We start from the raw sequence: 25,286 nt of genomic DNA on the forward strand, positions 1-25,286 counted from the left end.
ACAACGAAAAAGGGGCGTGCGGCCGACGCCGCACGCCCCTCTCTGCGCACACACTCAGTGCAGTTCAAGCACCGCCAGATTCTTGCGTCCCTTGCGAATGAGAGCCAAACCACCGGCAAGAACGTCACTGGCGTTCAGAAGCGTATCTGGGTCCTCGACCTTGACGTTGTTAACGGAGGCTCCGCCCGATGCGATCGTCCGACGAGCCGCAGTCTTTCCCTTCTCGAAGCCAAGGGCCACCAGCGCGTCCACAACCGTTGCTTCTCCGAGCGACAGGCTCGCACGCGGGAGGTCAGCCGTCGCCGCAGCAAGCGTCGCGGCGTCGAGGTCGCGAATGTCTCCCCCGCCCCACAGCGCCTGGGTCGCGGCAAGAACTCGCTTCAGCTGGTCTGCCCCATGGACCAGTTCCGTCACCGAGGCGGCCAGGGCCTTTTGCGCGGCGCGCTGGTGGGGCCGCTCAGCGACCTCAACGGCAAGGGCTTCGATCTCCTCGCGCGACATAAACGTAAAGATCTTCAGGAAACGCACGACGTCCTCATCGGCAACCTGCAGCCAGAACTGGTAGAAGGCATACGGTGTCATCATCTCGGGATCGAGCCAGATCGCTCCCCCCTCAGACTTTCCGAACTTGGTGCCGTCAGCCTTCGTGATGATCGGGGTCGTCATCACGTGAGTCTCGGCTCCCTCGACCTTGCGGATCAGGTCGACGCCGCCGACCATATTGCCCCACTGGTCGTTGCCTCCCGTCTCCAGGGTGCAGCCCTCTCGGCGGAAAAGTTCCAAGAAGTCGTTGGCCTGGAGCACCTGGTAGGAGAACTCGGTGTAGGAAATGCCCTCGTCTGAGGCGATGCGGCGCGCCACGATGTCCTTGCCCAGCATCGTGCCCACGCGGAAGTACTTGCCGATCGTCCGCAGCAGATCGATCGCGCTCATTTGCTCGGTCCAGTCGAGGTTGTTCACCATCTGAGCCGCGGCCGGCCCCTCGAAGTCCAGGAAACGGGATATCTGCGCGCGCAGCCGATCCGCCCAGCCCTGGACGACATCGGTGGGTTGCAGCTGACGTTCTCCGCTCTGGCGCGGATCACCGATCTGTCCCGTTGCTCCTCCGACCAACGCGAGAGGGCGATGCCCCGCGAGCTGCAGGTGACGCATGACGATCAGCTGTACGAGGTGCCCGTGGTGCAGGGATGGCGCCGTTGGATCGTAGCCGCAATAGAAGGTGACAGGCCCGGAAGCGAGGTGGGCGCGAAGCGCCTCAAGGTCCGTGTGCTGCGCGAGCAGCCCACGCCATTGCAGGTCGTCCAGAATGTCTGTCACGAAAGTTATCCTTCCTTACGAATCCAACAAAGTTGTTGCGTTTCCAGTGTATCGACTGCGGGCGCGCGGCGTGAGCTCAGCGTGGACGCATCCCTCGCCCAGCGAGGAGCGCACGCCACGCGCGAGGTCAGTTCACGGCGGCGCTCGCCCACTGCCTCGCATCCCTCAGGCAGCCGCAGGCTTCCTCGATCTGTTCGGCCACGCGCACGGGTGCCGTGCCCCCTCGTCCCGCGCGTGCCCTCACTGATCCGTCCACGGTGAGAATCGAACGCACCTCGGGGGTCAGGTGGGCCGAGGCGCTGGAAAGCTCCTCGTCGGTCAGGTCAGCCAGCTCCACTCCCCTAGCCTCGGCGAGGCGCACGCAGGTCCCCGAGATCTCGTGAGCGTCGCGGAAGGGAACCCCTTGCTTGACGAGCCATTCGGCAATATCGGTGGCCAGAGAGAAGCCCTGGGGTGCCAGCTCGGCGAGTCGATCGAGGTGAATGGTCATCGTCTCGATCATGCCGGCGACGGCGGGACACAGGACGTCCAGGGTATCTATCTGGTCGAAGACGGGCTCCTTGTCTTCCTGGAGATCCCGGTCGTAGGCCAGGGGAATTCCCTTGAGGACCGTGAGTAGACCGGTGAGATCTCCGATGAGGCGACCGGCCTTTCCGCGCGCGAGCTCGGCAACGTCGGGGTTCTTCTTCTGTGGCATGATCGAGGATCCGGTCGAGTAAGAGTCATCGAGCGTCACGTAGCCGAACTCCTTAGTGTTCCACACGACGATCTCCTCCGACAGCCGCGAAATGTCGACTCCCACCTGCGCGCAGACGAAGGAGAACTCCGCAACGACATCGCGAGCGGCGGTGCCGTCAATCGAGTTGGGAACCGAGTCTGAGAAACCGAGGGCGGCGGCGATGCGCCGAGGATCCATGCCGAGCGTGTTACCTGCCAGCGCCCCCGATCCGTAGGGCGAAATCGCGGCCCTCTTGTCCCAGTCGCGCAGGCGATCAATGTCGCGCAGAAGCGGCCACACGTGAGCCAGCAGGTGGTGAGCAACCAACACTGGTTGCGCATGCTGCATGTGCGTGCGCCCAGGCATCACTGCATCCCCCGCACGCCGAGACTGGCTCACCAGGGCGTCGGCGATATCGAGGACACGTCCAGCGAGGCGGCGAGCCTCCTGCCGCAGATAGGCACGGATGAGTGTCGCAATCTGGTCGTTGCGCGAGCGACCGGCCCGCAGCTTGCCCCCCAGCGTCGCGCCAGCACGCTCGATGAGGCCCCGTTCCAGCGCCGTGTGTACGTCCTCGTCGAGCGGCTCCGGCAGGAAGGATCCGGAGGCCACGTCGGCGTCCAGCCGTGCCAGAGCGTCATGCATGTCCGCGCACTCGGCATCGCTCAGGAGGCCGACGCGATGAAGCTCGTCGGCGTGGGCGTGGGACCCGGCGATGTCAACATGAGCGAGCCGAAAGTCGAAGTGGGTCGATACGCTCAGCGCGGCCAGCGCCTGCGAGGGCCCTCCCGTGAAGCGACCACCCCACAGAGAAACGTGCTGTTCGGACTTCGACATGGGAGACCTCCTGTGGCTGAGCGTTGTGCGTCGCGCGTACGTCTAAGAGTATTCGAGATGCTGGCGTGCCGCCGATGGCCACACGAGAGGCACCTCGCCCCGAACCTTGACCCACGTGGCGATGACGACGAAGAGCATCCAGTTGCCTTCGAAGAGGAGCCGCGACTCGGTGAAAGACTGAATGAACATCGCGATCATCAGCACGGCCGGGATGACGTCCCACAGATTGTCGTCGATGTGAGCGACGGCGACCTTGACGACGCGAAACAGGGTCCATACGATCGCTCCGGTGATGATCGCGGCTCCAACGAAACCCGTGGTCAACGCGGCCTCGACGTAGACGTTGTGCGCCTGGTTGGTCGCGGTGCCGTCGTTTCGGATCACGAGCGAGGAGAAGGGCTCGATCGACGTGGGCCACCCGATGAACCAGCCCCACCCCCCGATGGGATGCTCGGCGATCAGGGCGGCGGCGCGACGCCAGATGATAGAACGCCCGCTCATGTCCGGGCTACGTCCAAAAGCGTCGGCGATCATGTGCCTGGCGAAGAACGCTCCGACAGCGGCCGCGATACCTACCGCGGTGAAAGCCCCGATCACTCGCAGACGCCAGCGAACGGGGACGCGGCGCTGAACGACGAGCCCAACGATCACCAGGAAGCAGCCGACGGTCGACAGGGCGACCGTCGCTGACTGCGTGAGCAGGAGGACCGCCCCGCAAGCCGCAAGCCAGAAGACGGTCGCGGCCGGGGCACAGCGGGTCTGCATGTAGCGCAGGATGAGGCATACGGCGAGAAGGAGAGCGACGAAGGCCAGCGGATTTCGATTGCCCGGAAATCCTTGAATCGGTCCGCCGATAAGAAGACGTCCCTCGACCCAGTAGTACGAGGCCGGCAGCGTTCCTCTGCCCCAATAGGTCGGAGGCGCGAGCGGGCCCTGCCCCGTGAGGGCGACGATGGCCTCGAGTATGAAGGATGATCCGATGATCCATTGCAGGGCAAGGATCAACGACTCGACGAGGGAGACGAGGTCGAGCGCCACGGCTATGGCGATCGACACGAGTGTCAGCGACACTTGGATCGCCGAATACTCGAGGCTGAGCAGCGGCGACGCCGACCACGCACACGTCAGGGCACACCAGGCGACGAAGAGGCATATCGTGGTTGGAAAACGCCGCAGCTTCAGGGAACGGCCCGAGACTCGAAAGAGCACGACGAAAAAAGCGAGGAGGATCAGCATGGGAACCAGCGAACCGATGTCTCCGAAGATCCCCCGCACCCCCTTGCCCGCGAAGCCCACAAAGAACATGCCCGCGACCGTATAGCGCATCATCCGGGCGCGTAGGGCGTCCCCCCGGTCGGTGTCTGCGGTGGCATCGATCGCAGCGCTCGCTTCGTAGGTCATACACGACACACTATGCGAGGTGGGAGCGCCATTCCCGGCGCTCCCACCTCTTGAAACCCAACTGAAACATTCCCTGTGAGAACGCCCTCAGCAAAGTCTCAGTAGCCCATGTTGACTCCGAAACGCACGTCGCGTGCGGCAGCCAACTTCGATTGCATGCCGTAGATGTCGATGAAGCCCCTCGACGAGGACTGGTCGAACGTGTCGCCCGTCTCATAGGTCGCCAGGTTGAAGTCGTAGAGGGAAGCCTCGGAGCGACGCCCGTTCACGGTGGCTCGGCCGCCGTGCAGCACCATGCGAATATCGCCGCTCACGTATTCCTGAGTGTGCTCGATGAAGGCGTCCAGCGACTTCTTCAGCGGCGAGTACCACTGCGCTTCGTACACCAATTCGCCCCAGGTCTGCTCGAGCTGGCGCTTGTAGCGGTGCTGCAGGCGCTCGAGGGTGACCGCCTCGAGGGCCTGGTGAGCCTCGATCAGCGCAACGGCCCCCGGCGCCTCGTATATCTCGCGCGACTTGATGCCCACGAGGCGGTCCTCCACCATGTCGATGCGGCCAATGCCCTGAGCCCCCGCCCGACGGTTCATCTCCTGGATCGCCTCCAGCGGGCTCACCGGGCGCCCATCAATAGCCACGGGGATACCCTTATCGAAGGTGATGACAACCTCGTCGGGCAGCGGCGGATACGTCGGATCGTCGGTGTAGACGTAGACGTCCTTGGTCGGCGAGTTCCACAGGTCCTCGAGGAAGCCCGTTTCGATAGCGCGGCCCCAGACGTTTTGGTCGATCGAGAAGGGGTTGTGCTTCGTTGTTTCGATGGGTAAGTTGTGTTTCTCGGCGTAGTCGATCGCGACGTCGCGGGTGAGCGCAAGATCGCGGACTGGGGAGATACAGTCCATGTCCGGCGCCATCGAGGTAATGGACACCTCGAAACGCACCTGATCGTTGCCCTTGCCCGTGCATCCGTGCGCGACGGTTGTCGCGCCGAACTCGCGCGCAGCCTTGACCAGGTGCTTGACGATCACCGGGCGCGACAGCGCAGACACGAGAGGGTACTTACCCTCGTAGAGGGCGTTGGCCTTGAGGGCGGGCATGCAGTACTCGGATGCGAACTCGTCGCGAGCATCGGCAACGTAGGCTTCGACCGCGCCGCAATCGAGGGCACGCTGGCGAATCACCTCGAGGTCCTCACCGCCCTGGCCGACGTCGACGGCGACGGCCACAACCTCGCGGCCGGTCTGTTCGCCGATCCATCCGATCGCGACCGAGGTGTCCAGTCCTCCTGAGTATGCCAGGACGACGCGGTCTTTACTCGACATGTGGGTTCCTTCCAGTTGTTGGGTGTGTGGGCCTAGGCCGAACTCTGGTCGGCGAGGCGGTGACTAGTTGTCGGGGAGGGCGCCGGGTTCGGCGAGAGCCAGGAGCATGCGTTCGACGTCGGCGGCAGCGGATTCGCTGCGGCAGATGACGAGGATTGTGTCGTCGCCGGCGATGGTTCCGGCAATCTCGTCCTTGCGTGCGGCATCGATCGAGGACGCCAGAAGATTGGCGGCGCCCACCTGCGTGCGCAGAACGAGCTGGTTACCGACTTTGACGGAGGTGACAAGTAGGAGCTGACACCAGCGTGCGAGGCGCACGTTCGCGGCTTCCCCGTCGTGGGTTGCCCCTCCATCGTGGTCGGGGACCGTGTAGATGAGGGCGCCGGAGGAGTCGCGGATTTTCGTGGCGCGCAGGTCCATGAGGTCGCGCGAAAGCGTCGTCTGCGTCACCTCGATGCCTCGCTCAGCGAGACGGCTGCGCAGGCCCTCCTGGCTCCCGATTGATTCGGTGGCGAGAAGATCGCGGATCATCTCGTGCCTGGCACTCTTTGTGCCGGGAAAAGCTACCGTGACAGTCATATGCATGACTATACATCCAGATGCATATCCCTGCGCGAGCGTGCGAAAAATGCGGGTGGGCACCGTGGGTGCCCGCCCGCGTCTGCCCGTGATGCACTCAGGCCGACAGCTCCGCAATAATGCCGTCGGTCCACTGGTCAATGGCCTCCCAATCGCGGAAGTCGCCCTCGACAACACCGGCGAGACGGGCCACCGAGCGCTCACGCAGCGACAGCAAGGAAGGCTTGTAGCGGCCGGGAAAGGTCCGCAGATCGCGACAGTTGACGTGGGTCAGCAGCGGGCCCACGCGCGTTGGATCCTGCGGCGCATGCTTCGGAACTCCGTTCATGCCAACCGAAAATGCCCACACCGGCTTGCCCTGCAGGTCATCACCGAAACGCTCCATGAAGTCGTGGGCCTCAGGCATCCACTGGAGAATGTACACTGCCGAGCCGACGATCACGGCATCGTAGGGGGCGACCGTAGCGACCTCGGAGGGGGCGATGCGATCGACCGTCATGCCCGATTCTTGAAGCCTCTTGGCGATGGCGTCGGCGACATCATCCGTCGCCCCGTGCTTGGATGCTGCAGTAACAAGGATGTGCATGCTCTCATGGTAGTGCGAAGACCGGCCGAAACCTCGCACGCAACACCCCAATGAGTGGGGCACCACACGTGAGATTCGACCGGTCATTCGCGGCGCAGCGGTCAGGCGCGCAGAGAGGCTCCGAGAACCTTCGAGGCCTTCGCCACGACACGCTCGCGCACCTGCGCCGACTCCTTGGCGGTGAGCGTGTGATCCGACGCTCGCAAACGCACGGCGAAGGCGAGCGAACGATAACCGGACGGGACCTGGTCCCCCTCGTACATGTCGAAGAGAGTCACCGCCTCGGCCAGCGGCGCCGCGCCCTGACGGACCACCTGCTCAACGCGCGCGACGGGAATGTCGGCCGGGACGACGAGCGCGATGTCTTCCTTGGCGAGAGGGTACGTGGACACCCCCTTGACCTGAATTGGTTCGGTCGACATCTGCCCGATGAGGGCATCCATATCGATCTCGAAAGCGCAGGAGCGGGCGGGCAGGCCGAACGCGCGGCAGGCGGCCGGAGAGAGCTCACCTGCAAGCGCCACATCGACCAGGTCACGGCCCGCGCGAACAAAGACGCGCGCAACCCTGCCGGGGTGGAAAGGCGCGACCCGCGCGGGATCGGTGGCCGGAGTCGGCATCGGGGCTCCCTTGTGCGCGGCCGGAGACTCCACCCACGCGCGCGTCACCTCGACACGCACGCCAAGCCCGCGTGCCACGGAGCGAACATACTCCAGGGCGTCCGCCCAATCGAATGCGCGTGCCTGGGAGAGCACACCGGAGCGCTGCGCATTCCCGGTCAGAACCCCGCCGATGTGCCACGGCTGAGCGGGAATTCCCGCCTCGAGCGCGGCAAGAACCTCATCCGAGGGACGCTGGTCGGCTCCGGGCAGCTCGGCGGGCACCGTTCCCTGCGGTTGGGCGACCTTCGCCACCTCGAAGATGGCCACGTCCGCGTTCGAGCGAGCGACGTTACGGCCCGCGACGTCCAGCAGCGTATCGAGCACCGAGGTGCGCAGCCACGGAGAATCGTCGGCCATGGGGTTACGCAAACGCAGGGCGCTCCGGCGGGGGTCGGAAGAGGCGATGCCCTGACGATCCCACGTGTCGCAGACAAAGGGATAGGACTCGACCTCAACGAGCCCTCCCTCCGCCAGCGCCGCGGCGCTCAGACGCCGGGCCTTCTGGGCGAGCGTGAGGCCGATACCGGCGGGGGCGCTCGGCAGGATCACCGGGATGTTGTCGTAGCCGTCAAGGCGGGCGATCTCCTCGACGAGGTCAGCCGGCATCGTCAGATCCGGACGCCACGACGGGGCGGTGACCTTGATCGCTCCATCCCGGGGCTCATCGACGACGCACCCCACCGCCCTCAAGAGTTCGGCGATGCGCTCCGGGCTGTGGGACACACCGGTCAGGCGCTCGGCCTCGCCCATGGGCAACACAATGCGTACCGGATCGGGGCGCTGGTCGTTGTCGGTAACTCCCGGATCGACGTTCCCACCGCCGTAGCGAATCATGAGCTCAACGGCGCGCTGCGCGGCGAGCGCCGGCAGGGCGGGGTCGGTTCCCCGCTCGAAGCGCTTGGCCGCCTCGGAGTGCAGCTTGTGCCTGCGCGAGCTGCGCGCGATGGACACGGCGTCAAAGTGTGCGGCCTCGAAGAGAATGTCCGTGGTGCTCTCGCCCACCTCGGAGTACGCACCTCCCATGACGCCGGCGATCCCGATGATACGAGAGCCCTGTGCGTGCGGAGAGTCCGTGATGAGCAAGTCCTGCTCGTCCAGCTCGCGTTTCTCCTCGTCCAGGGTCACCAGGGTCTCGCCCGCTCGCGCGCGGCGCACGACGATCGGCGCTGCCAGCGCACCCAGATCGTAGGCGTGCATCGGCTGACCCAGGTCCAGCATCACGTAGTTCGTGATATCGACGGCCAGGGAGACCGAGCGCATTCCTGCCGCTTCCAGGCGTTCCACCATCCACCGGGGCGTGGAAGCCGACGGATTCGTCCCGCGCACCACGCGGGCAACGAAGCGGTCGACGCCGAGGCGTGCGCGGATCGGAGCGTCATCGCAGAAGACGACCGGGAACCCCTCGTCGTTGGCTACGGGCGGGCACGAGGCGATGACGCCGGGAAGCCCCGGGTCCCTGAACGCGGCGCCCGTCGCGTGCGAGTACTCTCTGGCGATTCCGCGCATCGAGAAACAGTAGCCCCGATCCGGCGTCACGTTGATCTCCAGGACCTCCTCGCCCAAGCCGAGCCAGGAGACGATGTCGGTACCCACCGGCGGAATCTCGCGATCGGGGAAGAACTTGGGCAGGACGATGATGCCCGAGTGGTCCTCGCCCAGGCCGAGTTCGCGGGCCGAGCAGATCATTCCATCCGAGACGTGCCCGTACGTTTTGCGCGCGGCAATCTGAAAGTTGCCCGGAAGAACCGCGCCGGGCAGCGAGACGACAACCAGGTCACCGACGTCGAAGTTGTGAGCACCGCAGATGATTCCGCGGCTGGGAAGGTCCGAGGGCTCTTTGCCAGTTCCGGGAGCATCGTTGTACTCGCCGACGTCCACTCGGCAGTAGTTCACGACCTTGCCGTTCGAGGCGGTCTCCTCCGTGCGCGCAAGGACGCGACCAACGACGAGCGGTCCAACCACCTGAGCGGGGTGAATCTCCTCCTCTTCCAGGCCGACCTTGACAAGCGCCGCAGCCAGCGCCTCGGCGTCCGTTCCTTCGGCGACATCCACGTGGTCAGCGAGCCAGCTCAGCGTCACCATAGGCATGTCAGTTACCCCTTCCGTTGCATCCAAACTGCAGGGAGAAACGCACGTCTCCCTCGACGATGTCGTGCATGTCCGCGATGCCGTGACGGAGCATCAGCGTGCGCTCGAGTCCCATCCCGAAGGCAAATCCCGTATAGACCTCGGGATCAACACCGTTGGCGCGCAACACGTTCGGGTTGACCATGCCGCAACCACCCCATTCGATCCAGCCCGGGCCTCCCTTTTTCTGCGGGAACCACAGGTCCATCTCGGCGCTGGGCTCGGTGAAAGGAAAGTACGAGGGGCGCAGGCGCGTCTTCGCCTCGGGTCCGAACATCGCCCGGGCGAAATGATCGAGGACCCCCTTGAGGTGAGCCATCGTCAGCCCCCTGTCCATGGCAAGTCCCTCCACCTGGTGGAACACGGGCGTGTGGGTCGCATCCAGCGCGTCAGAACGAAATACCTTGCCCGGGCAGGCAACGTAGAGCGGAACGCCGCGGGAGAGCATGGCGTGAGACTGGACGGGCGACGTGTGCGTACGCATGACGAGGTGGCCGGAGTCCTCGCGCTCCCCACCGATGCTTCGTCCGTCGATGTAGAGCGTGTCCTGCATCTGGCGAGCCGGATGGTCGATGTCGAAGTTGAGCGAATCAAAGTTGAACCATTCGTGCTCGATCTCCGGGCCTTCGGCGATGTCCCAGCCCATGCCGACAAAAAAGTCGGCGACCTCCTCCATGAGCGTCTCGAGGGGGTGTCGCGCCCCCTGGGTGGAGCGCTGCGTCGGAAGCGTCACGTCGACGGCCTCCTCCACCAGCATGCGCGCCTCGAGGGCCGCGGCGAGCTCGGCCTTGCGTTCCTCAAGCGCCTCCGTCAGTGCCTTGCGAGCCTGCCCAAGGTTCTTGCCGGCGATGCCGCGCTTGGACGGGTCGAGCGTTCCGATCGTGCGGTTCGCGCTCACGAGTGGGGCTTGGTCTCCGAGGAGGGCCACCCGCACCGCCTTCAGGGCGTCCAACGAGTCGGCTGCTTCAATATCGACCAGGCCCTGCACGCGAAGCGCCTCGACAGCTGCCTCGTCAAGAGGATCAAGGTCAGGGGCACTGCCAGCCATGTCCTGCTTCCTTCTTCTGTCCAACTGGGGTCATGTCCGCGTAGCTCTCACGCGCACCGCGCCCCATCTTACCCGTTCGCCCGTCCTCACAGCTCACCGGGTCCGCCATCGCGCTACGCTGTAGGACGTGAATGCGCTGATGCGCAACCGCCGTCTCACGGGAGGATACTCATGTCTCACGTCACGCCACCAGAGGACGCCACCGACTCGTCTCCGACTCCCTGTGCCCTGCCTGCCAAGCGCGTGCGCGTCCAGCACATCGCTCGCGCGAAGGCCGAGGGCATTCCCCTCACGATGCTCACGGCCTACGACTCGCTCACCGCGCCCATCCTGGAGGCGGCGGGAGTCGACATGTTGCTCGTCGGAGACTCTCTTGGCAACGTCATGCTCGGTCATTCCTCCACCCTCCCCGTCACGCTCGAGGACATGGAGCGCACGACGGCAGCCGTCGCCCGTTCTACCTCGCGCGCGATGATCATCGCGGACCTACCGTTCGGCACCTATGAAGACACCCCGGAGCACGCGTTTGCGTCCGCAGCCCGCCTCATGAAGGCGGGGGCGCATGCCGTCAAGCTCGAGGGGGGCCAGAAGCGAGCGCACATCATTTCCGCCCTGGTCGCCGCCGGAATTCCCGTGTGCGCCCACCTGGGCTACACCCCGCAGTCCGAGAACACCCTGGGTGGGCCTCGCATGCAGGGACGCGGAGATGGCGCGCAACCTCTGCGCACAGACGCGAAGGCGGTCGAGGAGGCCGGCGCCTTCGCACTCGTCCTGGAGATGGTGCCCGCCTCGGTCGCGCGGGAGATCACCCAAGCGGCGGCAATCCCCACGATCGGCATCGGGGCGGGACCGGATACCGACGGTCAGGTTCTTGTCTGGTCCGACATGGCGGGCTACTCGCAGTGGGTGCCCTCCTTTGTGCACAAGTTCGGCCAGCTCGGGCCGGCGCTTCGCGACGCGGCGAGCGACTACGTGGCAGCCGTGCGCGCCCGGAAGTTCCCCGGACCCGACAACTACAAGAACGATTAGGACGATACCAATGGAAGCATCAGCACTGGCACGCCGCGCACCGCTGGGAACGCTCACGCCCGGAAGGATCTCACCGATGCGGGCGGTTCCCGAGCATATCGAACGCCCCGAGTACATGTTCCACGACGGCCCCGAACGAGTCACGGCCTCGGACGTGAAATCCCCTCGCACCGTCGCTCGGATCCGCGAAGCCGGACGCATCGCGGCCGGCGCGATCGACGCCGTCGCGGCGGCTATCGCCCCCGGCGTCACGACGGACGAGCTCGACCGGATCGCTCACGAGTACATCATCGCTCGCGACGCCTACCCGTCGTGCCTGGGATACATGGGCTTCCCCAAGGCGATCTGTTCCTCGATCAACGAGGTGATCTGCCACGGCATCCCCGACGACCGTCCCCTGCGAGACGGGGACATCATCAACATCGACATCACCGCCTACAAGGACGGCGTCCACGGAGACACCTGCGCCATGTTCGAGGTCGGCACCGTCGACGAAGAGTCCCACCTCCTCATCGAACGCACGCGCAACGCGCTCATGCGTGGGATCAAGGCGGTTCGCCCGGGCCGTGAGATCAACGTCATCGGCCGCGTCATCGAGGCCTACGCCAAGCGCTTCGACTACGGAGTCGTGCGCGACTACACCGGCCACGGCGTGGGAGAGGCCTTCCACTCCGGCCTCATCGTTCCTCACTACGATGCGGCTCCCTCCTACGACACGATCATGGAACCGGGCATGGTGTTTACCATCGAACCGATGCTCACCCTGGGCACCATCGAGTGGGAGCAGTGGGACGACGGCTGGACTATCGTCACCGCCGACCGCTCCCGCACCGCCCAATTCGAGCACACGATCGTGGTGACCGAGGAGGGTGCCGACATCCTCACCCTCCCCTAGCCACGCACGGCGCGCGGCTCGCTCTCACAGTGCGGCACGGGCCGAGCCTCATTCGGTGACCTCGCCTACAATTGCGGTAGGGCGGGGGGAGGCCTCGTACCGGACGGCACACACGTCACCCAAGGAGGGGTCATGACCACGGTTGCATGCGGCATTGACATTGGAGGATCGGGCGTCAAAGGCGCGCTCGTTGATCTGGAATCAGGCGAATACGTTGGCGATCAGGTTCGTATTCCCACGCCCGATCCGGCGACGCCGGACGCCGTGGCGGCCGTGTGCCGCACGGTCATTGACCGACTGGGGGTGGGTCCCGACGTGCCCGTCGGGGTCACCTTTCCCGCGCCCGTCTTCGACGGTGTTATCCCCTACATGGCGAACCTTGATCAGTCGTGGGTCAACGTCGACGTTCGCGCCCTCATGGCGACTCACCTGGGGCGCCCCGTCGTTGCATTGAACGACGCGGATGCGGCGGGCATCGCCGAGGTCACCTACGGGGCGGCGAAGGGCCGCGACGGGGTCATTGTCTTTACGACGCAGGGCACAGGCATCGGATCGGCGATCATCGTCAACGGAACGCTGCTGACGAACACCGAGCTGGGGCACCTCGAGATCGACGGACACGACGCCGAGAAAATGGCCTCTTCTGGCCAGAAGACCGCGCAGGGCCTGGGCTGGGAGGAGTGGGCGGCCCGCCTGCAGCGCTACTACAGCCACGTTGAGTTCCTGCTCAATCCGGATCTCTTCGTCGTCGGCGGCGGGGTGTCGGAGAACCACGACAAGTTCATGCCCCTCCTGTCGCTCAAGACGCCGATGATCCCGGCGAAGCTACTCAACACGGCGGGCATCGTTGGCGCCGCCTACTACGCCGCCACGAACCGCGCCTAGGTCCGGCACCTGTACGGGAAGGCCCCCAACGCAAGCGTTGGGGGCCTTCCCGGATCGGTCGGCCTGTACGCCGGGTTCTGTCCCGCGCCCCGTCTCCGGACAAGCGCGGCGGCGACCATCTATCTAGGGCCGTCGTTGCCGACGGTCTCCAGCAACCTACCCGCAGGCATTGGACGGGCCGCCCTACCTGCTGCTCGGTCTTGCTCCGGGTGGGGTTTACCAAGCCGACGCAGTCACCCGCGCCGCTGGTGAGCTCTTACCTCACCTTTTCACCCTTACCGCCACGCAACGCGACGGTGGTTTGTTTTCTGTGGCACTGTCCCGCGGGTTACCCCGGGTGGCTGTTAGCCATCACCCTGCCCTTCGGAGCCCGGACGTTCCTCGAGCGTTTCCGCGCGCGGCCGCCCGGCCGACCGATCCGTTGTCAGATTCTAACGCGCCCACCCTGCCAGCGCGATAGGCTGTCGGCATGCTCATGTGGTTGCCTCCATCGGAGGGTAAGAATGCCCCGGCCTCGGGACGCGCCTTGGCCGTCCGGTCTTTGTCCCGCCCAGACCTGACGGCAGATCGCCTCACGGTCTGCCGCAGCCTCGGGGCTCTCGGTTCGGGCCCGGACGCCGCCCGCGTCCTCGGGGTCGGTCCGAAGACCGATCTGGGGGCTAATACCGCGTTGGAAAGCGCGCCGTGCGCCCCGGCATCCCGGCTCTTCACCGGCGTCCTCTTCGAGGCGATTGAGTCCGCCGCGCCCGGGGTGCTGTCGGGCGTCGGTGCCGAGAACATCGCTATCTTCTCGGGGCTCTTCGGGGTCTTGGCCCCCAGCGACCCGGTCCCCGACCACCGGCTCGCAATGGGGGTGTCCTTGCCCGGGCTAGGTCGACTCTCCTCCTGGTGGGCGCCTCGCCTCGATCGTGTCTTGCGCGACGAGGCCGCCTCTCGCGTCATCCTCGACGCACGCTCGGGCCCCTACCGCGCCGCGTGCAAGGCCACCTGGGCACGCGTGTGGGAGCTGCGGGTGGAACGAGAGCGGGCGGGGACACGCGCCGTCATCTCCCACGACGCGAAACGATGGCGTGGCGCGCTCACGGGCGCTCTCCTGTCCGGCGGCGGCTGGGACACGTGGGAGACAACGTACTGCGAGCGGGCGATTTCGGACTCCGCGCGGGCGGTGGAGCTGGTTGACGCCCACGGCGTCACGCATCGGGTCATCGACGTGGAGTTTGGTCGGGAGAAGGCCACGAAGCAGGGCGGATCAACGCGCAGAGTTACGTTGGTCACGAACTGATCGTTACGCTATCCTTTTTCCGGAACCTGCAGGGTGCAGGCCCGGCTGATTCGTCGGCCATGAAGCGGAAACCATAGGCATGATCAACGAGGACTACCTGGCCAACATCCGGCCAACCCATCGCCAGCTCGAGTGGCAGAAGATGGAGATGTACGCGTTCATTCACTTCGGCATGAACACGATGACCGACCGCGAGTGGGGTGAGGGCCACGAGGACCCGTCGCTGTTCAACCCGGATCGCGTCGACGTTGACCAGTGGATGCGTGCCCTCGTGAGCGCGGGCATGACCGGCGTGATTCTCACGTGCAAGCACCACGACGGCTTTTGCCTGTGGCCCTCGGCCTACACCACCCACACCGTGGCATCCTCGCCGTGGCGCGAGGGACGCGGCGACCTCGTCCGTGAGGTCTCGGACTCCGCGGCGCGCCACGGATTGAAGTTCGGCATCTACCTGTCTCCGTGGGACATGACGGAGCAGACCTACGGGCAGGGCCAGCCCTACAACGACTTCTACTTCAATCAGCTCGTTGAGCTTCTCACCCACTACGGCCCCGTGTTCTCCGTGTGGCTTGACGGTGCGTGCGGGGAGGGCCCCAACGGCAAGGTCCAGGCCTACGACTGGCAGCGCATCTACGACACGGTTCGCGCGCTCGCGCCCGAGGCCGTGATCTCCGTGTGCGGTCCGGACGTGCGCTGGTGCGGTAACGAGGCGGGAAGCGTCCGCGCGAACGAGTGGTCGGTGGTCCCCGCGTCGCTGCGCGAGGCCGAGCGCACGGCTGAGAACTCCCAGAAGGTTGACGACGGCGAGTTCTCTCGCCAGGTGGCATCCGCGGACGAGGACCTGGGTTCGCGCGAGGCGCTGGCCGACTACGACGGCCCGCTCGCCTGGTATCCGGCCGAGGTCAACACTTCTACCCGCAAGGGCTGGTTCCACCATGAGGCCGAGGACACGCAAGTGCGTGGCGTTGACGAGCTGTTCTCGATTTGGCTGGGGTCCGTCGGCGGCAACGCGACCTTCCTTCTCAACGTTCCGCCGAATCGTCACGGGTTGCTGGCCGACGCCGACGTCGAGGTCCTCGCCCAATTGGGCGCCCGCATCGCTGACTTCCGTTCGCGCCGTATCGAGGCCGAGCGCGAGGACGACGAGGTCGTGACGCTGCGTTTTGCCGCCAATGAGCGCGTGAGTGCCGTGGTCCTGGAGGAGGACATCGCTCGGGGGCAGCGCATCGACGAGGCCATCATCTGTGCTCTCACCGAGGCCGGCGAGGAGTCAGAGATCGCCCGCGTCCACTCGGTGGGCTACCGCCGCATCGTGACGCTTCCCTCCCCCGTCGAGGCGCGGGTCCTGCGGATCGCGGTGGTGGCGAGCAGGCGGGGATTCCACCTGGCCGACGCCTACGCCGTGCGGGCGTGAGGGTCCTCAGCGCGGGGTATTTTCCGCCGTCCGCACGACGATCTGTGTCGTCTCTTCGGTCAGGTACACCTCGTCGGCGGGCGTCAGGCGGATGCGTTCGAGTTCCATGGGGCTCAGGTCTGCTGCGACGCCAATGCCGTAGCCGTCGCGAACCTCGATGACGGCCAGCGCGCCGTTGCGGCGGCGGGCCTCCTCGTATTCGTTCAGCAGATCGCTCGGAAGGCGATCGGTCAGCTCGCGGCGCGCGGCGATGACGCGCCGCAACTCATCGTCGGCCTCGGCCACGTCCGCCTGGAAGTCGGCCTTGATGCGCTCGATGTCCTCCGTGATCGCCTGGGCTTCCGCCTTCATCTTCTCCTGCGCCGCCCGTGCCGCCTCGACGCGTTCCTCCGCGTCAACCTGGTCGTCTTCCAGCTTGGCCAGGCGCCGGTCCATCTGAGCGATCTCGTGTTCCATGGCCGAGATGTCCCGCAGCGGCACCAGGTTGGCGTCGATGCGCCCCTGCTGGCGCGAGCGTCGCTCAGAAACCTTCGCGATCTCCTCCTCGATGCGGCGCACCTCCCGCCCGGTGTCGGAGATGACGGCGTTCTGGCTGATTGCGGCGCGTTGCAAATCGGCGACTCGACCCGCAAACTCGCGAACCGTGGCGTGAGCGGGGTGCGAATCGCGCTTGTGGCGCAGCGCCGACTCCTTTTGGTCAAGCTTCTGAAGCTCGAGGAGGTCGAGCTGGTCGGTGTACGTCGCTTTCACGCTAGTTCCCCCTGGGTGATTCGGTGGCTGGTCCATGGCTCGGTGACAATCGTAGAGACTTCGACGCGAACTTCCACACGGGCGTCGGCGGCCGCTCCGCGCAGTCGCCGGGCCAGGACGGGCAGCCACGGGGACTCCGTGGCCCAGTGTGAGCCGCACAGCAGGGCGGGGCGCCCTCCCTCGAGGTGCTCCGAGGCGGGGTGATGGCGCAGGTCGGCCGTCAGGTACACGTCCGCGTCAGCCTGGCGGGCGGCGTCCAAGGCGCTGTCGCCAGCACCACCGACGACGGCCACGCGGCGCACGGACGTCGCCTCGTCGCCTCCCACAAGCAGTCCGGTGGGACCCGCGGGAAGGACCGCGGCAACGTGGTCGGCGAAGGCACCAAGGGTCGTCTCGGGTACCGTGCCCACCCGCCCCAGGCCAATCTGGCGCCCCTTGGCGTCCGTGCCACAGGGTTCGAGGGGAACGGTGTCGCGCAGGCCGATGAGGTCGGCGAGGGCGGTGGCGACGCCGCCTTCGGCGACGTCGGCATTCGTGTGCGCGTTGAAGAGCGCAATGTCGTGACGGATCAGCGTGGTAACGACCGCACCCTTGGGGTCTGAGGTCGGCAGGAAGGACGCCCCGCGCAGGAGCAGCGGGTGGTGGGTGATCACCATGTCATAGGGCGCCGCGTTCCCGGCGGGTCCTGCAACGGCCTGCCGGGCGATGGCCTCGGTGGGGTCGAGGGCGAGGAGGATCGAACGCACGGGGGCGGCCGGGTCTCCGACGATGAGGCCGACGCGGTCCCACGACTGGGCCGTAGCCGCCGGATACCAGGATTCCATGAGGGCCATGACGTCGCCGACGCTCCACGGTTGCTCAGCTGATGGCACGGCCGGGCACGCCCGCGCAAGAGGTGAGGAATCTGTCATGCGTCAAGCATAGCGGAGGCCCAACAGGCAAGGGACCCTGCCCGCGACTATGATCACATCCGTGCAGATTGTGAGCCTTCTCGACCGCGGCCTGGTCGACTATACCCAGGTCGACACGCTCCAACGATCCACGCACGAAGCCGTCCTCGCAGGCGGCGAGGACACGATCATCGTTTCCCAGTTCACGCCAACCTGGACGGCCGGGCGCCACACGAAGCCCGAGGACATTCCCTCCACGACGATCCCCGTCATCCGCACCGACCGCGCGGGCTCCGCGACGTGGCACGGTCCCGGACAGGTCGTCGTCTACCCCGTCGTGCGCCTGCGTGAGCCCGTCGATCTCGTGCAGTGGATTCGCGCCGTCGAGGCCTCGGTCATCGACACCGTCCGCGAGGTCTGGGAACTGCCGGTGCACCGCGTCGAAGGGCGTGCGGGCGTGTGGCTGACCGAAGAGGGACGGCGCGACCGTAAGATCTGCGCGATCGGCTTGAAGGTTGCGCGCGGCGCGACCCTCCACGGCATCGCCCTGAACGTCGATATCGACCCGGTTCACGCCTTCGAGGGCATCATCCCCTGCGGTCTCACGGACGCCGACGTCACCTCCCTGTCATGGGAGGGCGTGGCAACGACCGTGCACGATGCCGCATCCGAGCTTCTCCCGCGCATGGTGGAGCGCATCTCCCCCTGCCTGGCGACCACTCCCGCTTCCGTTTCCTACACGACGAGGTCACCGCTATGAGCACCCTGCCCGATCCCGAAGGACGCAAGCTTCTGCGCATCGAGGTACGCAACTCGCAAACGCCGATCGAGAAGAAGCCCGAGTGGATTCGCACGACCGCCAAGGCGGGTGAGAACTACCAGGACATGCGCGCTCTGTCCCACGCCAAGGGCCTGCACACGGTGTGCGCCGAGGCCGGGTGCCCCAACATCTACGAGTGCTGGCAGGACCGCGAGGCAACGTTCCTGCTCGGCGGCGCCCTGTGCACGCGCCGCTGCGACTTCTGCGATATCGCGACGGGGCGTCCCACCGAGTACGACAGGGACGAGCCGCGCCGCATCGCCGAATCGGTGCGCGACCTAGACCTGCGTTACGTGACGATCACGGGAGTGACCCGCGACGATCTGCCCGACGGAGCCGCGTGGTTGTATGCCGAGACCTGCCGCCTCATCCACGAGTTCAACCCGGGCACCGGCGTGGAGCTGCTCGTTGATGACTTCCGCGGCCAGGCCGACTCGATCGACATGGTCATCGAGGCAGGCCCGCAGGTCTTTGCGCACAACCTGGAGACGGTGCCACGCATCTTCAAGAAGATTCGCCCCGCGTTCAACTACGAGCGTTCGCTCGCCATGATCAAGCGCGCCCACGACGGGGGCATGGTCACCAAGTCGAACCTGATCCTGGGCATGGGCGAGACTCGCGAGGAGATCGGCGCGGCGATGCGCGACCTGCACGAGTCGGGGTGTGATCTGCTGACCCTCACGCAGTACCTGCGTCCCTCGCCCCTGCATCACCCGATCGACCGCTGGGTCCACCCCGAGGAGTTCGTTGAGCTGGCCGCGCAGGCCGAGGAGATGGGCTTCGCGGGCGTCATGGCCGGCCCCCTCGTGCGTTCCTCCTACCGTGCGGGCCTGCTGTGGGCCAAGGGCATGCGCGCACGCGGCTTCGAGATCCCTGAGCAGCTGCGCCACATCGCCAACTCCGGCTCCACGCTGCAGGAGGCCGGCTCCGTCCTCGCGCGCCTGAAGGAACGCTCGGAGCGTCACGCGGCCATGGAAGCCGCGAAGGCCGCCTCGGCCTCGTGAGGCCCGACTATTCGCCCGCGCGGGCGCTCGCCCGGGCTGCGCGGCGCGGCCCCGGTCGGCTGTCCCTGGTTGACGCAGCAACGGGCGAGCGTTGGACCGTGTCGCAGTCCTTCGATGCTGTGGCGCGCCTGGCCGGCGCGTTTCGGCGGCGGGGACTCGGGGCCGGAACCCGTATTGCGCTGATCGGAGCGAACTCCGCGTGGCATTTCCTGTGCCACGCGGCAGCCTCCTGGCTGCACGCGGTGACGGTTCCTCTTTCTCCCCGATTGCCCTCCTCGGCGCTCGCGTCGATGTGTGTGCGGGTGGGTGTGACCTGGGCGTTCGTCGACGAGTCCGCATCCTTGCACGCCCGTGCGCTGGCCGACGCGGGGATCCGAACCTTCCCGTGGGACGACCTGCGCTCCTGGACGAGGCACGACGACCCCATCGCGGGCGAACCCGCGCGCTGCGGCGCCGAGCTCGCGGCGATTCTCTTCACGTCGGGTTCAACGGGCATGCCGCGCCCGGTCGAGCTCACTCACGAGGTCATGTGGTGGGGGTCGGCGAACTTCCGCGAGGGCTTCGACTACGCGCCAGCCTCCTCGGTCGTGGGCGTGTGCGCTCCCGTGAGCCACATCGGCGGATTCAACGGCACGTCGCTGGACGTGTGGACTCACGGCGGCACGCTCGTGACGCTGGGGTTCCCCGGGTCGTTTGACGCTCGCGGCGTGCTGGACGCGATTGAGCGCTATCGGATCTCGATGATGTTCGCCGTGCCCGCGATTGTGCGTGCCCTCGTGGAGGAGTTCGACCGTGGCGGCGGAGACTTGTCCTCGTGGACGCGCCCGCTGATCGGAGGTGACGCACTGACGGGCGACGTGGCCGACATGATGCGCAGGGTCGGCGTGTCCCCGATCCACGTGTGGGGTATGACGGAGACGTCGGGTGCGGGTACAGTTGCGACGCCCGACTGCGGCGCACCCACCGGATCGCTCGGCGCTCCCTTCCCCTACGTGGACCTGCGCGTCATGGCCAACGACGAGCGCGAGGCCGACGCAGGCGAGATTGGCGAGATCTGGGTGCGAGGCCCCGGCGTCGTCAGCAGCGAGGAGTGGCTGCATACCGGCGACCTTGCTACGCGCGACGATGACGGCTGGCTGCACCTGGTGGGGCGCGCTCACCGGATGATCAACACGGCCGGGGAGCTCGTCGCTCCCCCGTCGGTCGAGCGCGCGCTGCGAACCCTGGAGGCCGTCTCGGATGCCCTCGTCGTCGGCCTGCCGGATGAGCGCTGGGGTCAGGTCGTGGCCGCGCTCATCGTCGCCTCCCCCGCTGGACGCGACGAGGCCTCGTCCCTGACGGTGGAGCGCCTGTCCGAGGCCCTGGACGGGGTGCTGGCACCCTGGGAGAAGGTGCGCCGCGTGATGATGGTGGAGCAGCTTCCGACGACGACTACCGGGAAGCCGGATCCGGTTGAGGCTACGCGTCTCTTCGCCATATCCGAACAAAGAATGTAGGTGCGCCTCACTTCATAATGTAAGTGCCACATAAATTAGTAAGATTGACCTTGCTTAATTGAAGGAGATTAACATGCCTCGCCACCGCATTGTCATCATCGGTTCCGGTTTTGCCGGCCTGAGCGCCGCACGTCGCCTGAGGAAGGCCGACGCCGACATCACCATCCTGGCCCGCACCTCGCACCACCTTTTCCAGCCCCTGCTCTACCAGGTGGCCACGGGCATCCTCTCCGAGGGCGACATCGCCCCCACGACCCGCGAGATCCTGCGCGGACAGAAGAACGTGACGGTCTTGCAGGCCCTCGTCGAGGACATCGACGTCGAGGCGCGCGTCGTGAAGTGGCGCAACCACAACAAGTACGAGCAGACCGAATACGACACGCTGATTGTGGCCGCGGGCGCGGGCCAGTCCTACTTCGGCAACGACCACTTCGCCGTCTTTGCTCCGGGCATGAAGACGATCGACGACGCGCTTGAGCTGCGCGCCCGCATCTTCGGCGCATTTGAGCTGGCCGAGATCGAACCCGACCCGGCCTCGGTCGACAAGCTCCTCACCTTCGTCGTCGTGGGCGCGGGCCCGACCGGCGTGGAGATGGCCGGGCAGATCCGTGAACTAGCGTCCAAGACCCTGCGCGGGGAGTTCCGCAACATCGATCCGACGAAGGCCCGCGTCATCCTGGTCGACGGAGCCTCCCACCCGCTGCCCCCGTTCGGCGAGAAGCTCGGCCACAAGACCGAGGAAGCCCTCGCCAAACTCGGTGTCGAAATGAAGATGAACGCCTTCGTCACCGACGTGGATGCCGAGGGCGTGACGCTGAAGTACAAGTCCGGCGAAGAGGAGCGCATCGAGTCGGTGTGCAAGGTGTGGGCCGCCGGCGTCGCCGCCAGCCCGCTGGGCCGTCTGCTTGGCGAGGCCACGGGCGCCGAGGTGGACCGCGCGGGCCGCGTGAGCGTCAACAAGGACCTCACCCTGCCGGGCCACCCGGAGATCTTCGTGCTCGGCGACATGATGGCCTTCCCCGGCGTCCCCGGCGTCGCGCAGGGAGCCATCCAATCCGCGCGCTTCGCCGCCGACACGATCAAGGCGCGCCTGGCGGGGCGCGCCCCCAAGGCCACCGAGTTCACCTACTTCGACAAGGGCTCGATGGCGACGATCGCACGCTTCCAGGCGGTCGTGAAGATGGGGAAGACGACCCTCACCGGCTTCGTCGCGTGGGTGGCCTGGTGCTTCCTGCACCTGCTCTACATCGTCGGCTTCAAGTCGCAGGTGGGCACGCTGGTCAACTGGTTCTTCAGCTTCCTGTCGGGTGCGCGCTCCCAGCGCACCACCACCAACCAGCAGATGGTGGGCCGCCTGGCCCTGGAGCAGCTCGGCGCTGGCGCCTCCGGCAAGCTCGTCGTCGGCGAAGACGTCGTCGAGGAGCGCGAGCAGGAAGACTGACGCGTGAGGCGTGCGCTGCTGACAGATACGCCGAGGGGCCGGAAGCTGTCGCCTCCGGCCCCGATTGTCAGGCTCTATTCTTCGAGCAAGGCGCGCGTTTCTTTCATATGTCAAGGTGGGTGACATAGCATTGCCGGTATGGGCGATCCTGTATTTACGACGGTAGTTGGTGTCGGCGCAGCTCTCACGAAGATGTTGTTGCGCGCGTGTGATGCAGCGTTCGCCGCCGATCTTGTAGGAGATAGCCAGGAGCTACTCGGCACACTGTTACGCACGTTGCGCCGCACCGATGAATCTCAGGGCCAGATCGAACGTCGCGTCAGTCAGACCTTGGCTAATCGCATACAGGCGATGCAAGAACGATGTGGCAGCCAAAGCGTCGATCCCGGTCTGCTCTCGGGGGCTTGCACCGAGGTCGAAATCATCCTCGACGAGATCGCCAATGATGATGGGCTTCTTCTCAGTGCAGTCCGCAGCCCCGGTAGCTTTCCAGAGAAACTACGGGACTACGCTGCTAGACGGCGCACGAACGTTGAATCTGCAGCTGAGCCATATTTCGACGAGCTCATTGAGGCAGTCGCAACACAGTACGCTGCTTTCGCCCCATGGTCCCCCAGGTTTCAGATTGAGGCGTTCAAGAGCATTCTTTCTGGAATAGACGAGATACAAGATAAATCGCATCGCTCTCTCCAAGCACACGAGATGACGCATGAGATGCTCGATACGGTCTTGTCCAACCTGGCCGAGGTGACTCGTCATGAGGACAAGCCGCACCGCGTATTGTTCGGAAGTCGACCGGACGTTGCTACTGGTAGCCGTTTTGTCGCTCGTGTTGAGCAAGACCAATTAAACGAGCTGATCACCGATACGACGAAGCAGCGCACAGTTCTGGTTGGCATGCGTGGCTGTGGAAAGACTCAGCTTGCCGCAGCTCTCGCCAAGCGGTGCGAAGACGCAAACTGGAGCCTCGTTGCATGGGTGAATGCCGTTTCTCCTGAGTCCATAAAAAGCGCCCTGGTCGAACTGGCGAAAGAACTGAAGATCGACACGAGCGACGAACCAACTCGGGAGCAGCTCATCGCACGCTGCCTGAACTCCCTCCGTTCGAGCGAAGCATCGAACAGACTGATCATCTTCGACAACGTCGAGGACATCAACGACCTTCGCGGACTCGTACCGACCGGTGACGACTTGCGCGTTCTCGCAACAACGACGAACGACACAGGCTGGGACTCTCAGGGGTGGGGCACCATCAAGGTCGGGGTCTTCGACCGAGAGCAGTCAATCGACTACCTGCTCAATACAACCAGCTCCACTGATCACAAGGCCGCAGACACGTTGGCACACCGCCTCGAAGACTTACCTCTGGCTCTCGCACAAGCCGCCGCGACTGCACGCAACGGCAACCTTTCGCTTGCCCGCTACCTAGAACGACTCGACTCATACGGCAGCGAACGTGCTATCCGCCCGGTCCCAGGGGGCTACTACGCGGACGACGTGGCCACCGCTCTATGCATGGCCATCGAAAACGCGCTCGAGAATCTAGCAGAACCGACGCAACAGTCCGCTCGACGTCAACTGGGTGCGCTTGCGCTACTCGCGGAGTCCGGTGTGCCCACGCGATGGCTCGACCCCACCATTGAGCAGCAGGACAACCAAGAGCTTCAAGGCGCTCACCAAGCCAAAGACGAGGACGCTCACGATGCGCTCACTGAGCTCATTCACAGATCCATCGTTCAGCAGAGCACAGACAAAGCGACGACGATGCTGCATCGCCTTCAGGCGCAGGCTTTCCGCGAGTCCTGGGATGAGAATGAAGCTGCGGAGGCCTATGAATCGGCTGCAACACTACTCGATGACGTTGATATCGATCAGTTCAGTACCAACGATACTGATTCCCGCAGACGCGAAACTCTTGATCTTGTTAGACAACTTCGTACCATTAGCGGTCAGAGTTACTCCGTGCGTCTATTTGACTGTGACGAGACAATATTTGCGCTCGCTCAAGCATTCCACCACTCAAATACTTTAGGACTTTCCTACAATGCAATTCCCCTTAGTGTTGCAGTTGACCACGTCCAGAACGTTCTCGGTACCGAAAGTTCCGATACGCTCGCCTTACTTGGGTACCTCGCGAACACATACGCATCTCTAGGAAATTTGGATAAGGCAATTTCACTGAATGAGCAGATCGTTGCACAAGAAACCAAACTTATGGGAGATGAACACCCTAATACACTAACGTCAACCAGCAACCTCGCATACGCGTACCAGGAAGCCGGTCGCATTAATGAAGCAATCGACCTTTTTGAAACTACTCTCGCAAAACGTGCGCAAGTTATGGGTGCAGATCACCGCGCCACGCTTACGACACGCTCAAATCTCGCAGGAGCTTACCTGGCAGCCGGTCGGCTCCATGAGGCTCGTGAACTGACAGAGCAGGTGCTCGCTGGTCGAACACGGCTGTTGGGCACAAATCATCCTGATACTCTGGCCTCACGCCACAATCTGGCATACATATACAGGGAAACGAACAAATTCAACGAAGGCATCACCTTGAACGAAGAAGTTCTCGTTGATTATAAGACAGTGTTTGGTGAGGACCACCCTAATACCCTCATCGCTGAGAACAGCCTAGCAAGCGCATATCAAGCCGTGGGGCGGCTCGATGAGGCGCAAGAACTCTACGAGTATATTCTCAATAATCGGAGACGTGTTTTAGGTGACACTCATCCCCATACATTGGCATCATTTGCATTTCTAGCGGGAGCATACCGGGACGCGGG

At 65.0% G+C, this 25,286-nt stretch carries 20 protein-coding genes and 1 other RNA gene; 10 read left to right on the forward strand and 11 right to left on the reverse strand.

Translation table 11 applies throughout. The features are described from left to right. Positions 1-54: 54 nt before the first annotated feature. The 8 genes from tyrS to pheS form a co-directional block, all read right to left on the reverse strand. Complete coding sequence (gene tyrS, locus HMPREF9006_RS01895) at positions 55-1,317, reverse strand: tyrosine--tRNA ligase (RefSeq protein WP_009211843.1); 1,263 nt, start codon at positions 1,315-1,317, stop codon at positions 55-57. 127 nt (positions 1,318-1,444) lie between these two features. Next, positions 1,445-2,872 carry an argininosuccinate lyase gene (gene argH, locus HMPREF9006_RS01900; protein WP_009211844.1) on the reverse strand — a complete coding sequence of 476 codons (1,428 nt, stop codon included), beginning with the start codon at positions 2,870-2,872 and terminating at the stop codon, positions 1,445-1,447. Between the two features lie 42 nt (positions 2,873-2,914). After that, complete coding sequence (locus HMPREF9006_RS01905) at positions 2,915-4,273, reverse strand: O-antigen ligase family protein (protein ID WP_009211845.1); 1,359 nt, start codon at positions 4,271-4,273, stop codon at positions 2,915-2,917. 98 nt (positions 4,274-4,371) lie between these two features. Further along, positions 4,372-5,592, reverse strand: coding sequence for an argininosuccinate synthase (locus HMPREF9006_RS01910; RefSeq protein WP_009211846.1), 1,221 nt, complete (start codon positions 5,590-5,592; stop codon positions 4,372-4,374). 63 nt (positions 5,593-5,655) lie between these two features. Then, the gene (gene argR, locus HMPREF9006_RS01915) at positions 5,656-6,177 is read right to left on the reverse strand and encodes an arginine repressor (protein ID WP_009211847.1); all 522 of its coding nucleotides are present in this window, start codon (positions 6,175-6,177) and stop codon (positions 5,656-5,658) included. 91 nt (positions 6,178-6,268) lie between these two features. Beyond that, positions 6,269-6,757, reverse strand: coding sequence for a flavodoxin domain-containing protein (locus HMPREF9006_RS01920; protein WP_009211848.1), 489 nt, complete (start codon positions 6,755-6,757; stop codon positions 6,269-6,271). A gap of 101 nt (positions 6,758-6,858) precedes the next feature. Continuing rightward, positions 6,859-9,507: a phenylalanine--tRNA ligase subunit beta gene (pheT, locus tag HMPREF9006_RS01925; RefSeq protein WP_009211849.1), complete on the reverse strand. Its 2,649-nt coding sequence runs from the start codon at positions 9,505-9,507 to the stop codon at positions 6,859-6,861. 1 nt (position 9,508) lies between these two features. Then, a complete protein-coding gene (pheS, locus tag HMPREF9006_RS01930) occupies positions 9,509-10,594 on the reverse strand; it encodes a phenylalanine--tRNA ligase subunit alpha (protein WP_009211850.1) in 1,086 nt (361 codons plus the stop codon). A 171-nt stretch (positions 10,595-10,765) separates the two neighbouring features. Between pheS and panB the strand changes: the two genes are divergently transcribed. The 3 genes from panB to ppgK all read left to right on the forward strand — a co-directional run bounded on the left by panB (position 10,766) and on the right by ppgK (position 13,403). After that, the gene (gene panB, locus HMPREF9006_RS01935) at positions 10,766-11,623 is read left to right on the forward strand and encodes a 3-methyl-2-oxobutanoate hydroxymethyltransferase (RefSeq protein WP_009211852.1); all 858 of its coding nucleotides are present in this window, start codon (positions 10,766-10,768) and stop codon (positions 11,621-11,623) included. A 10-nt stretch (positions 11,624-11,633) separates the two neighbouring features. Next, complete coding sequence (gene map, locus HMPREF9006_RS01940; protein WP_193389688.1) at positions 11,634-12,518, forward strand: type I methionyl aminopeptidase; 885 nt, start codon at positions 11,634-11,636, stop codon at positions 12,516-12,518. Positions 12,519-12,650: 132 nt separating this feature from the next. Then, positions 12,651-13,403: a polyphosphate--glucose phosphotransferase gene (ppgK, locus tag HMPREF9006_RS01945; RefSeq protein ID WP_009211854.1), complete on the forward strand. Its 753-nt coding sequence runs from the start codon at positions 12,651-12,653 to the stop codon at positions 13,401-13,403. 50 nt (positions 13,404-13,453) lie between these two features. On the opposite strand, the gene rnpB is transcribed toward ppgK, so the two are convergent. Further along, an RNA gene (gene rnpB / locus HMPREF9006_RS10180) (RNase P RNA component class A) lies at positions 13,454-13,820 on the reverse strand. Between the two features lie 52 nt (positions 13,821-13,872). Here rnpB and HMPREF9006_RS01950 point away from each other — a divergent pair. Next, positions 13,873-14,685: a YaaA family protein gene (locus HMPREF9006_RS01950; protein ID WP_009211855.1), complete on the forward strand. Its 813-nt coding sequence runs from the start codon at positions 13,873-13,875 to the stop codon at positions 14,683-14,685. A 79-nt stretch (positions 14,686-14,764) separates the two neighbouring features. Then, a complete protein-coding gene (locus tag HMPREF9006_RS01955) occupies positions 14,765-16,099 on the forward strand; it encodes an alpha-L-fucosidase (protein WP_009211856.1) in 1,335 nt (444 codons plus the stop codon). A gap of 6 nt (positions 16,100-16,105) precedes the next feature. On the opposite strand, the gene HMPREF9006_RS01960 is transcribed toward HMPREF9006_RS01955, so the two are convergent. Both HMPREF9006_RS01960 and HMPREF9006_RS01965 read right to left on the reverse strand, forming a co-directional pair. Further along, positions 16,106-16,849, reverse strand: coding sequence for a zinc ribbon domain-containing protein (locus HMPREF9006_RS01960; protein WP_009211857.1), 744 nt, complete (start codon positions 16,847-16,849; stop codon positions 16,106-16,108). Beyond that, positions 16,846-17,682 (reverse strand): Nif3-like dinuclear metal center hexameric protein, encoded by an 837-nt coding sequence (locus HMPREF9006_RS01965; RefSeq protein WP_009211858.1) that lies wholly within the window; start codon positions 17,680-17,682, stop codon positions 16,846-16,848. The genes HMPREF9006_RS01960 and HMPREF9006_RS01965 overlap by 4 nt, the downstream gene beginning before the upstream one ends. A gap of 139 nt (positions 17,683-17,821) precedes the next feature. Here HMPREF9006_RS01965 and lipB point away from each other — a divergent pair, with 139 nt between their 5' ends. The 5 genes from lipB to HMPREF9006_RS01990 form a co-directional block, all read left to right on the forward strand. Next, positions 17,822-18,499 carry a lipoyl(octanoyl) transferase LipB gene (gene lipB, locus HMPREF9006_RS01970; protein WP_034231936.1) on the forward strand — a complete coding sequence of 226 codons (678 nt, stop codon included), beginning with the start codon at positions 17,822-17,824 and terminating at the stop codon, positions 18,497-18,499. Then, positions 18,496-19,563 (forward strand): lipoyl synthase, encoded by a 1,068-nt coding sequence (gene lipA, locus HMPREF9006_RS01975; protein ID WP_009211860.1) that lies wholly within the window; start codon positions 18,496-18,498, stop codon positions 19,561-19,563. Before lipB ends, lipA begins: the two co-directional genes overlap by 4 nt. Further along, positions 19,560-21,059, forward strand: coding sequence for a class I adenylate-forming enzyme family protein (locus tag HMPREF9006_RS01980; RefSeq protein WP_009211861.1), 1,500 nt, complete (start codon positions 19,560-19,562; stop codon positions 21,057-21,059). The genes lipA and HMPREF9006_RS01980 overlap by 4 nt, the downstream gene beginning before the upstream one ends. A 73-nt stretch (positions 21,060-21,132) precedes the next feature. Then, positions 21,133-22,500, forward strand: coding sequence for an NAD(P)/FAD-dependent oxidoreductase (locus HMPREF9006_RS01985; protein ID WP_034230851.1), 1,368 nt, complete (start codon positions 21,133-21,135; stop codon positions 22,498-22,500). 138 nt (positions 22,501-22,638) lie between these two features. Then, on the forward strand, positions 22,639-25,286 hold a 2,648-nt coding region (locus HMPREF9006_RS01990), incomplete at its 3' end, for a tetratricopeptide repeat protein (RefSeq protein ID WP_009211863.1).

Source organism: Actinomyces sp. oral taxon 180 str. F0310 (genome assembly GCF_000185285.1).
Taxonomy (GTDB): domain Bacteria; phylum Actinomycetota; class Actinomycetes; order Actinomycetales; family Actinomycetaceae; genus Pauljensenia.

Excerpts from the sequence above, each read along its gene's own strand:
- argH (WP_009211844.1), bottom strand. The coding sequence starts at position 2,872 with ATGTCGAAGTCCGAACAGCACGTTTCTCTGTGGGGTGGTCGCTTCACG.
- HMPREF9006_RS01905 (WP_009211845.1), bottom strand. The coding sequence starts at position 4,273 with ATGACCTACGAAGCGAGCGCTGCGATCGATGCCACCGCAGACACCGAC.
- HMPREF9006_RS01910 (WP_009211846.1), bottom strand. The coding sequence starts at position 5,592 with ATGTCGAGTAAAGACCGCGTCGTCCTGGCATACTCAGGAGGACTGGAC.
- argR (WP_009211847.1), bottom strand. The coding sequence starts at position 6,177 with ATGCATATGACTGTCACGGTAGCTTTTCCCGGCACAAAGAGTGCCAGG.
- HMPREF9006_RS01920 (WP_009211848.1), bottom strand. The coding sequence starts at position 6,757 with ATGCACATCCTTGTTACTGCAGCATCCAAGCACGGGGCGACGGATGAT.
- pheT (WP_009211849.1), bottom strand. The coding sequence starts at position 9,507 with ATGCCTATGGTGACGCTGAGCTGGCTCGCTGACCACGTGGATGTCGCC.
- pheS (WP_009211850.1), bottom strand. The coding sequence starts at position 10,594 with ATGGCTGGCAGTGCCCCTGACCTTGATCCTCTTGACGAGGCAGCTGTC.
- panB (WP_009211852.1), top strand. The coding sequence starts at position 10,766 with ATGTCTCACGTCACGCCACCAGAGGACGCCACCGACTCGTCTCCGACT.
- map (WP_193389688.1), top strand. The coding sequence starts at position 11,634 with ATGGAAGCATCAGCACTGGCACGCCGCGCACCGCTGGGAACGCTCACG.
- ppgK (WP_009211854.1), top strand. The coding sequence starts at position 12,651 with ATGACCACGGTTGCATGCGGCATTGACATTGGAGGATCGGGCGTCAAA.
- HMPREF9006_RS01950 (WP_009211855.1), top strand. The coding sequence starts at position 13,873 with ATGCTCATGTGGTTGCCTCCATCGGAGGGTAAGAATGCCCCGGCCTCG.
- HMPREF9006_RS01955 (WP_009211856.1), top strand. The coding sequence starts at position 14,765 with ATGATCAACGAGGACTACCTGGCCAACATCCGGCCAACCCATCGCCAG.
- HMPREF9006_RS01965 (WP_009211858.1), bottom strand. The coding sequence starts at position 17,682 with ATGGCCCTCATGGAATCCTGGTATCCGGCGGCTACGGCCCAGTCGTGG.
- lipA (WP_009211860.1), top strand. The coding sequence starts at position 18,496 with ATGAGCACCCTGCCCGATCCCGAAGGACGCAAGCTTCTGCGCATCGAG.
- HMPREF9006_RS01985 (WP_034230851.1), top strand. The coding sequence starts at position 21,133 with ATGCCTCGCCACCGCATTGTCATCATCGGTTCCGGTTTTGCCGGCCTG.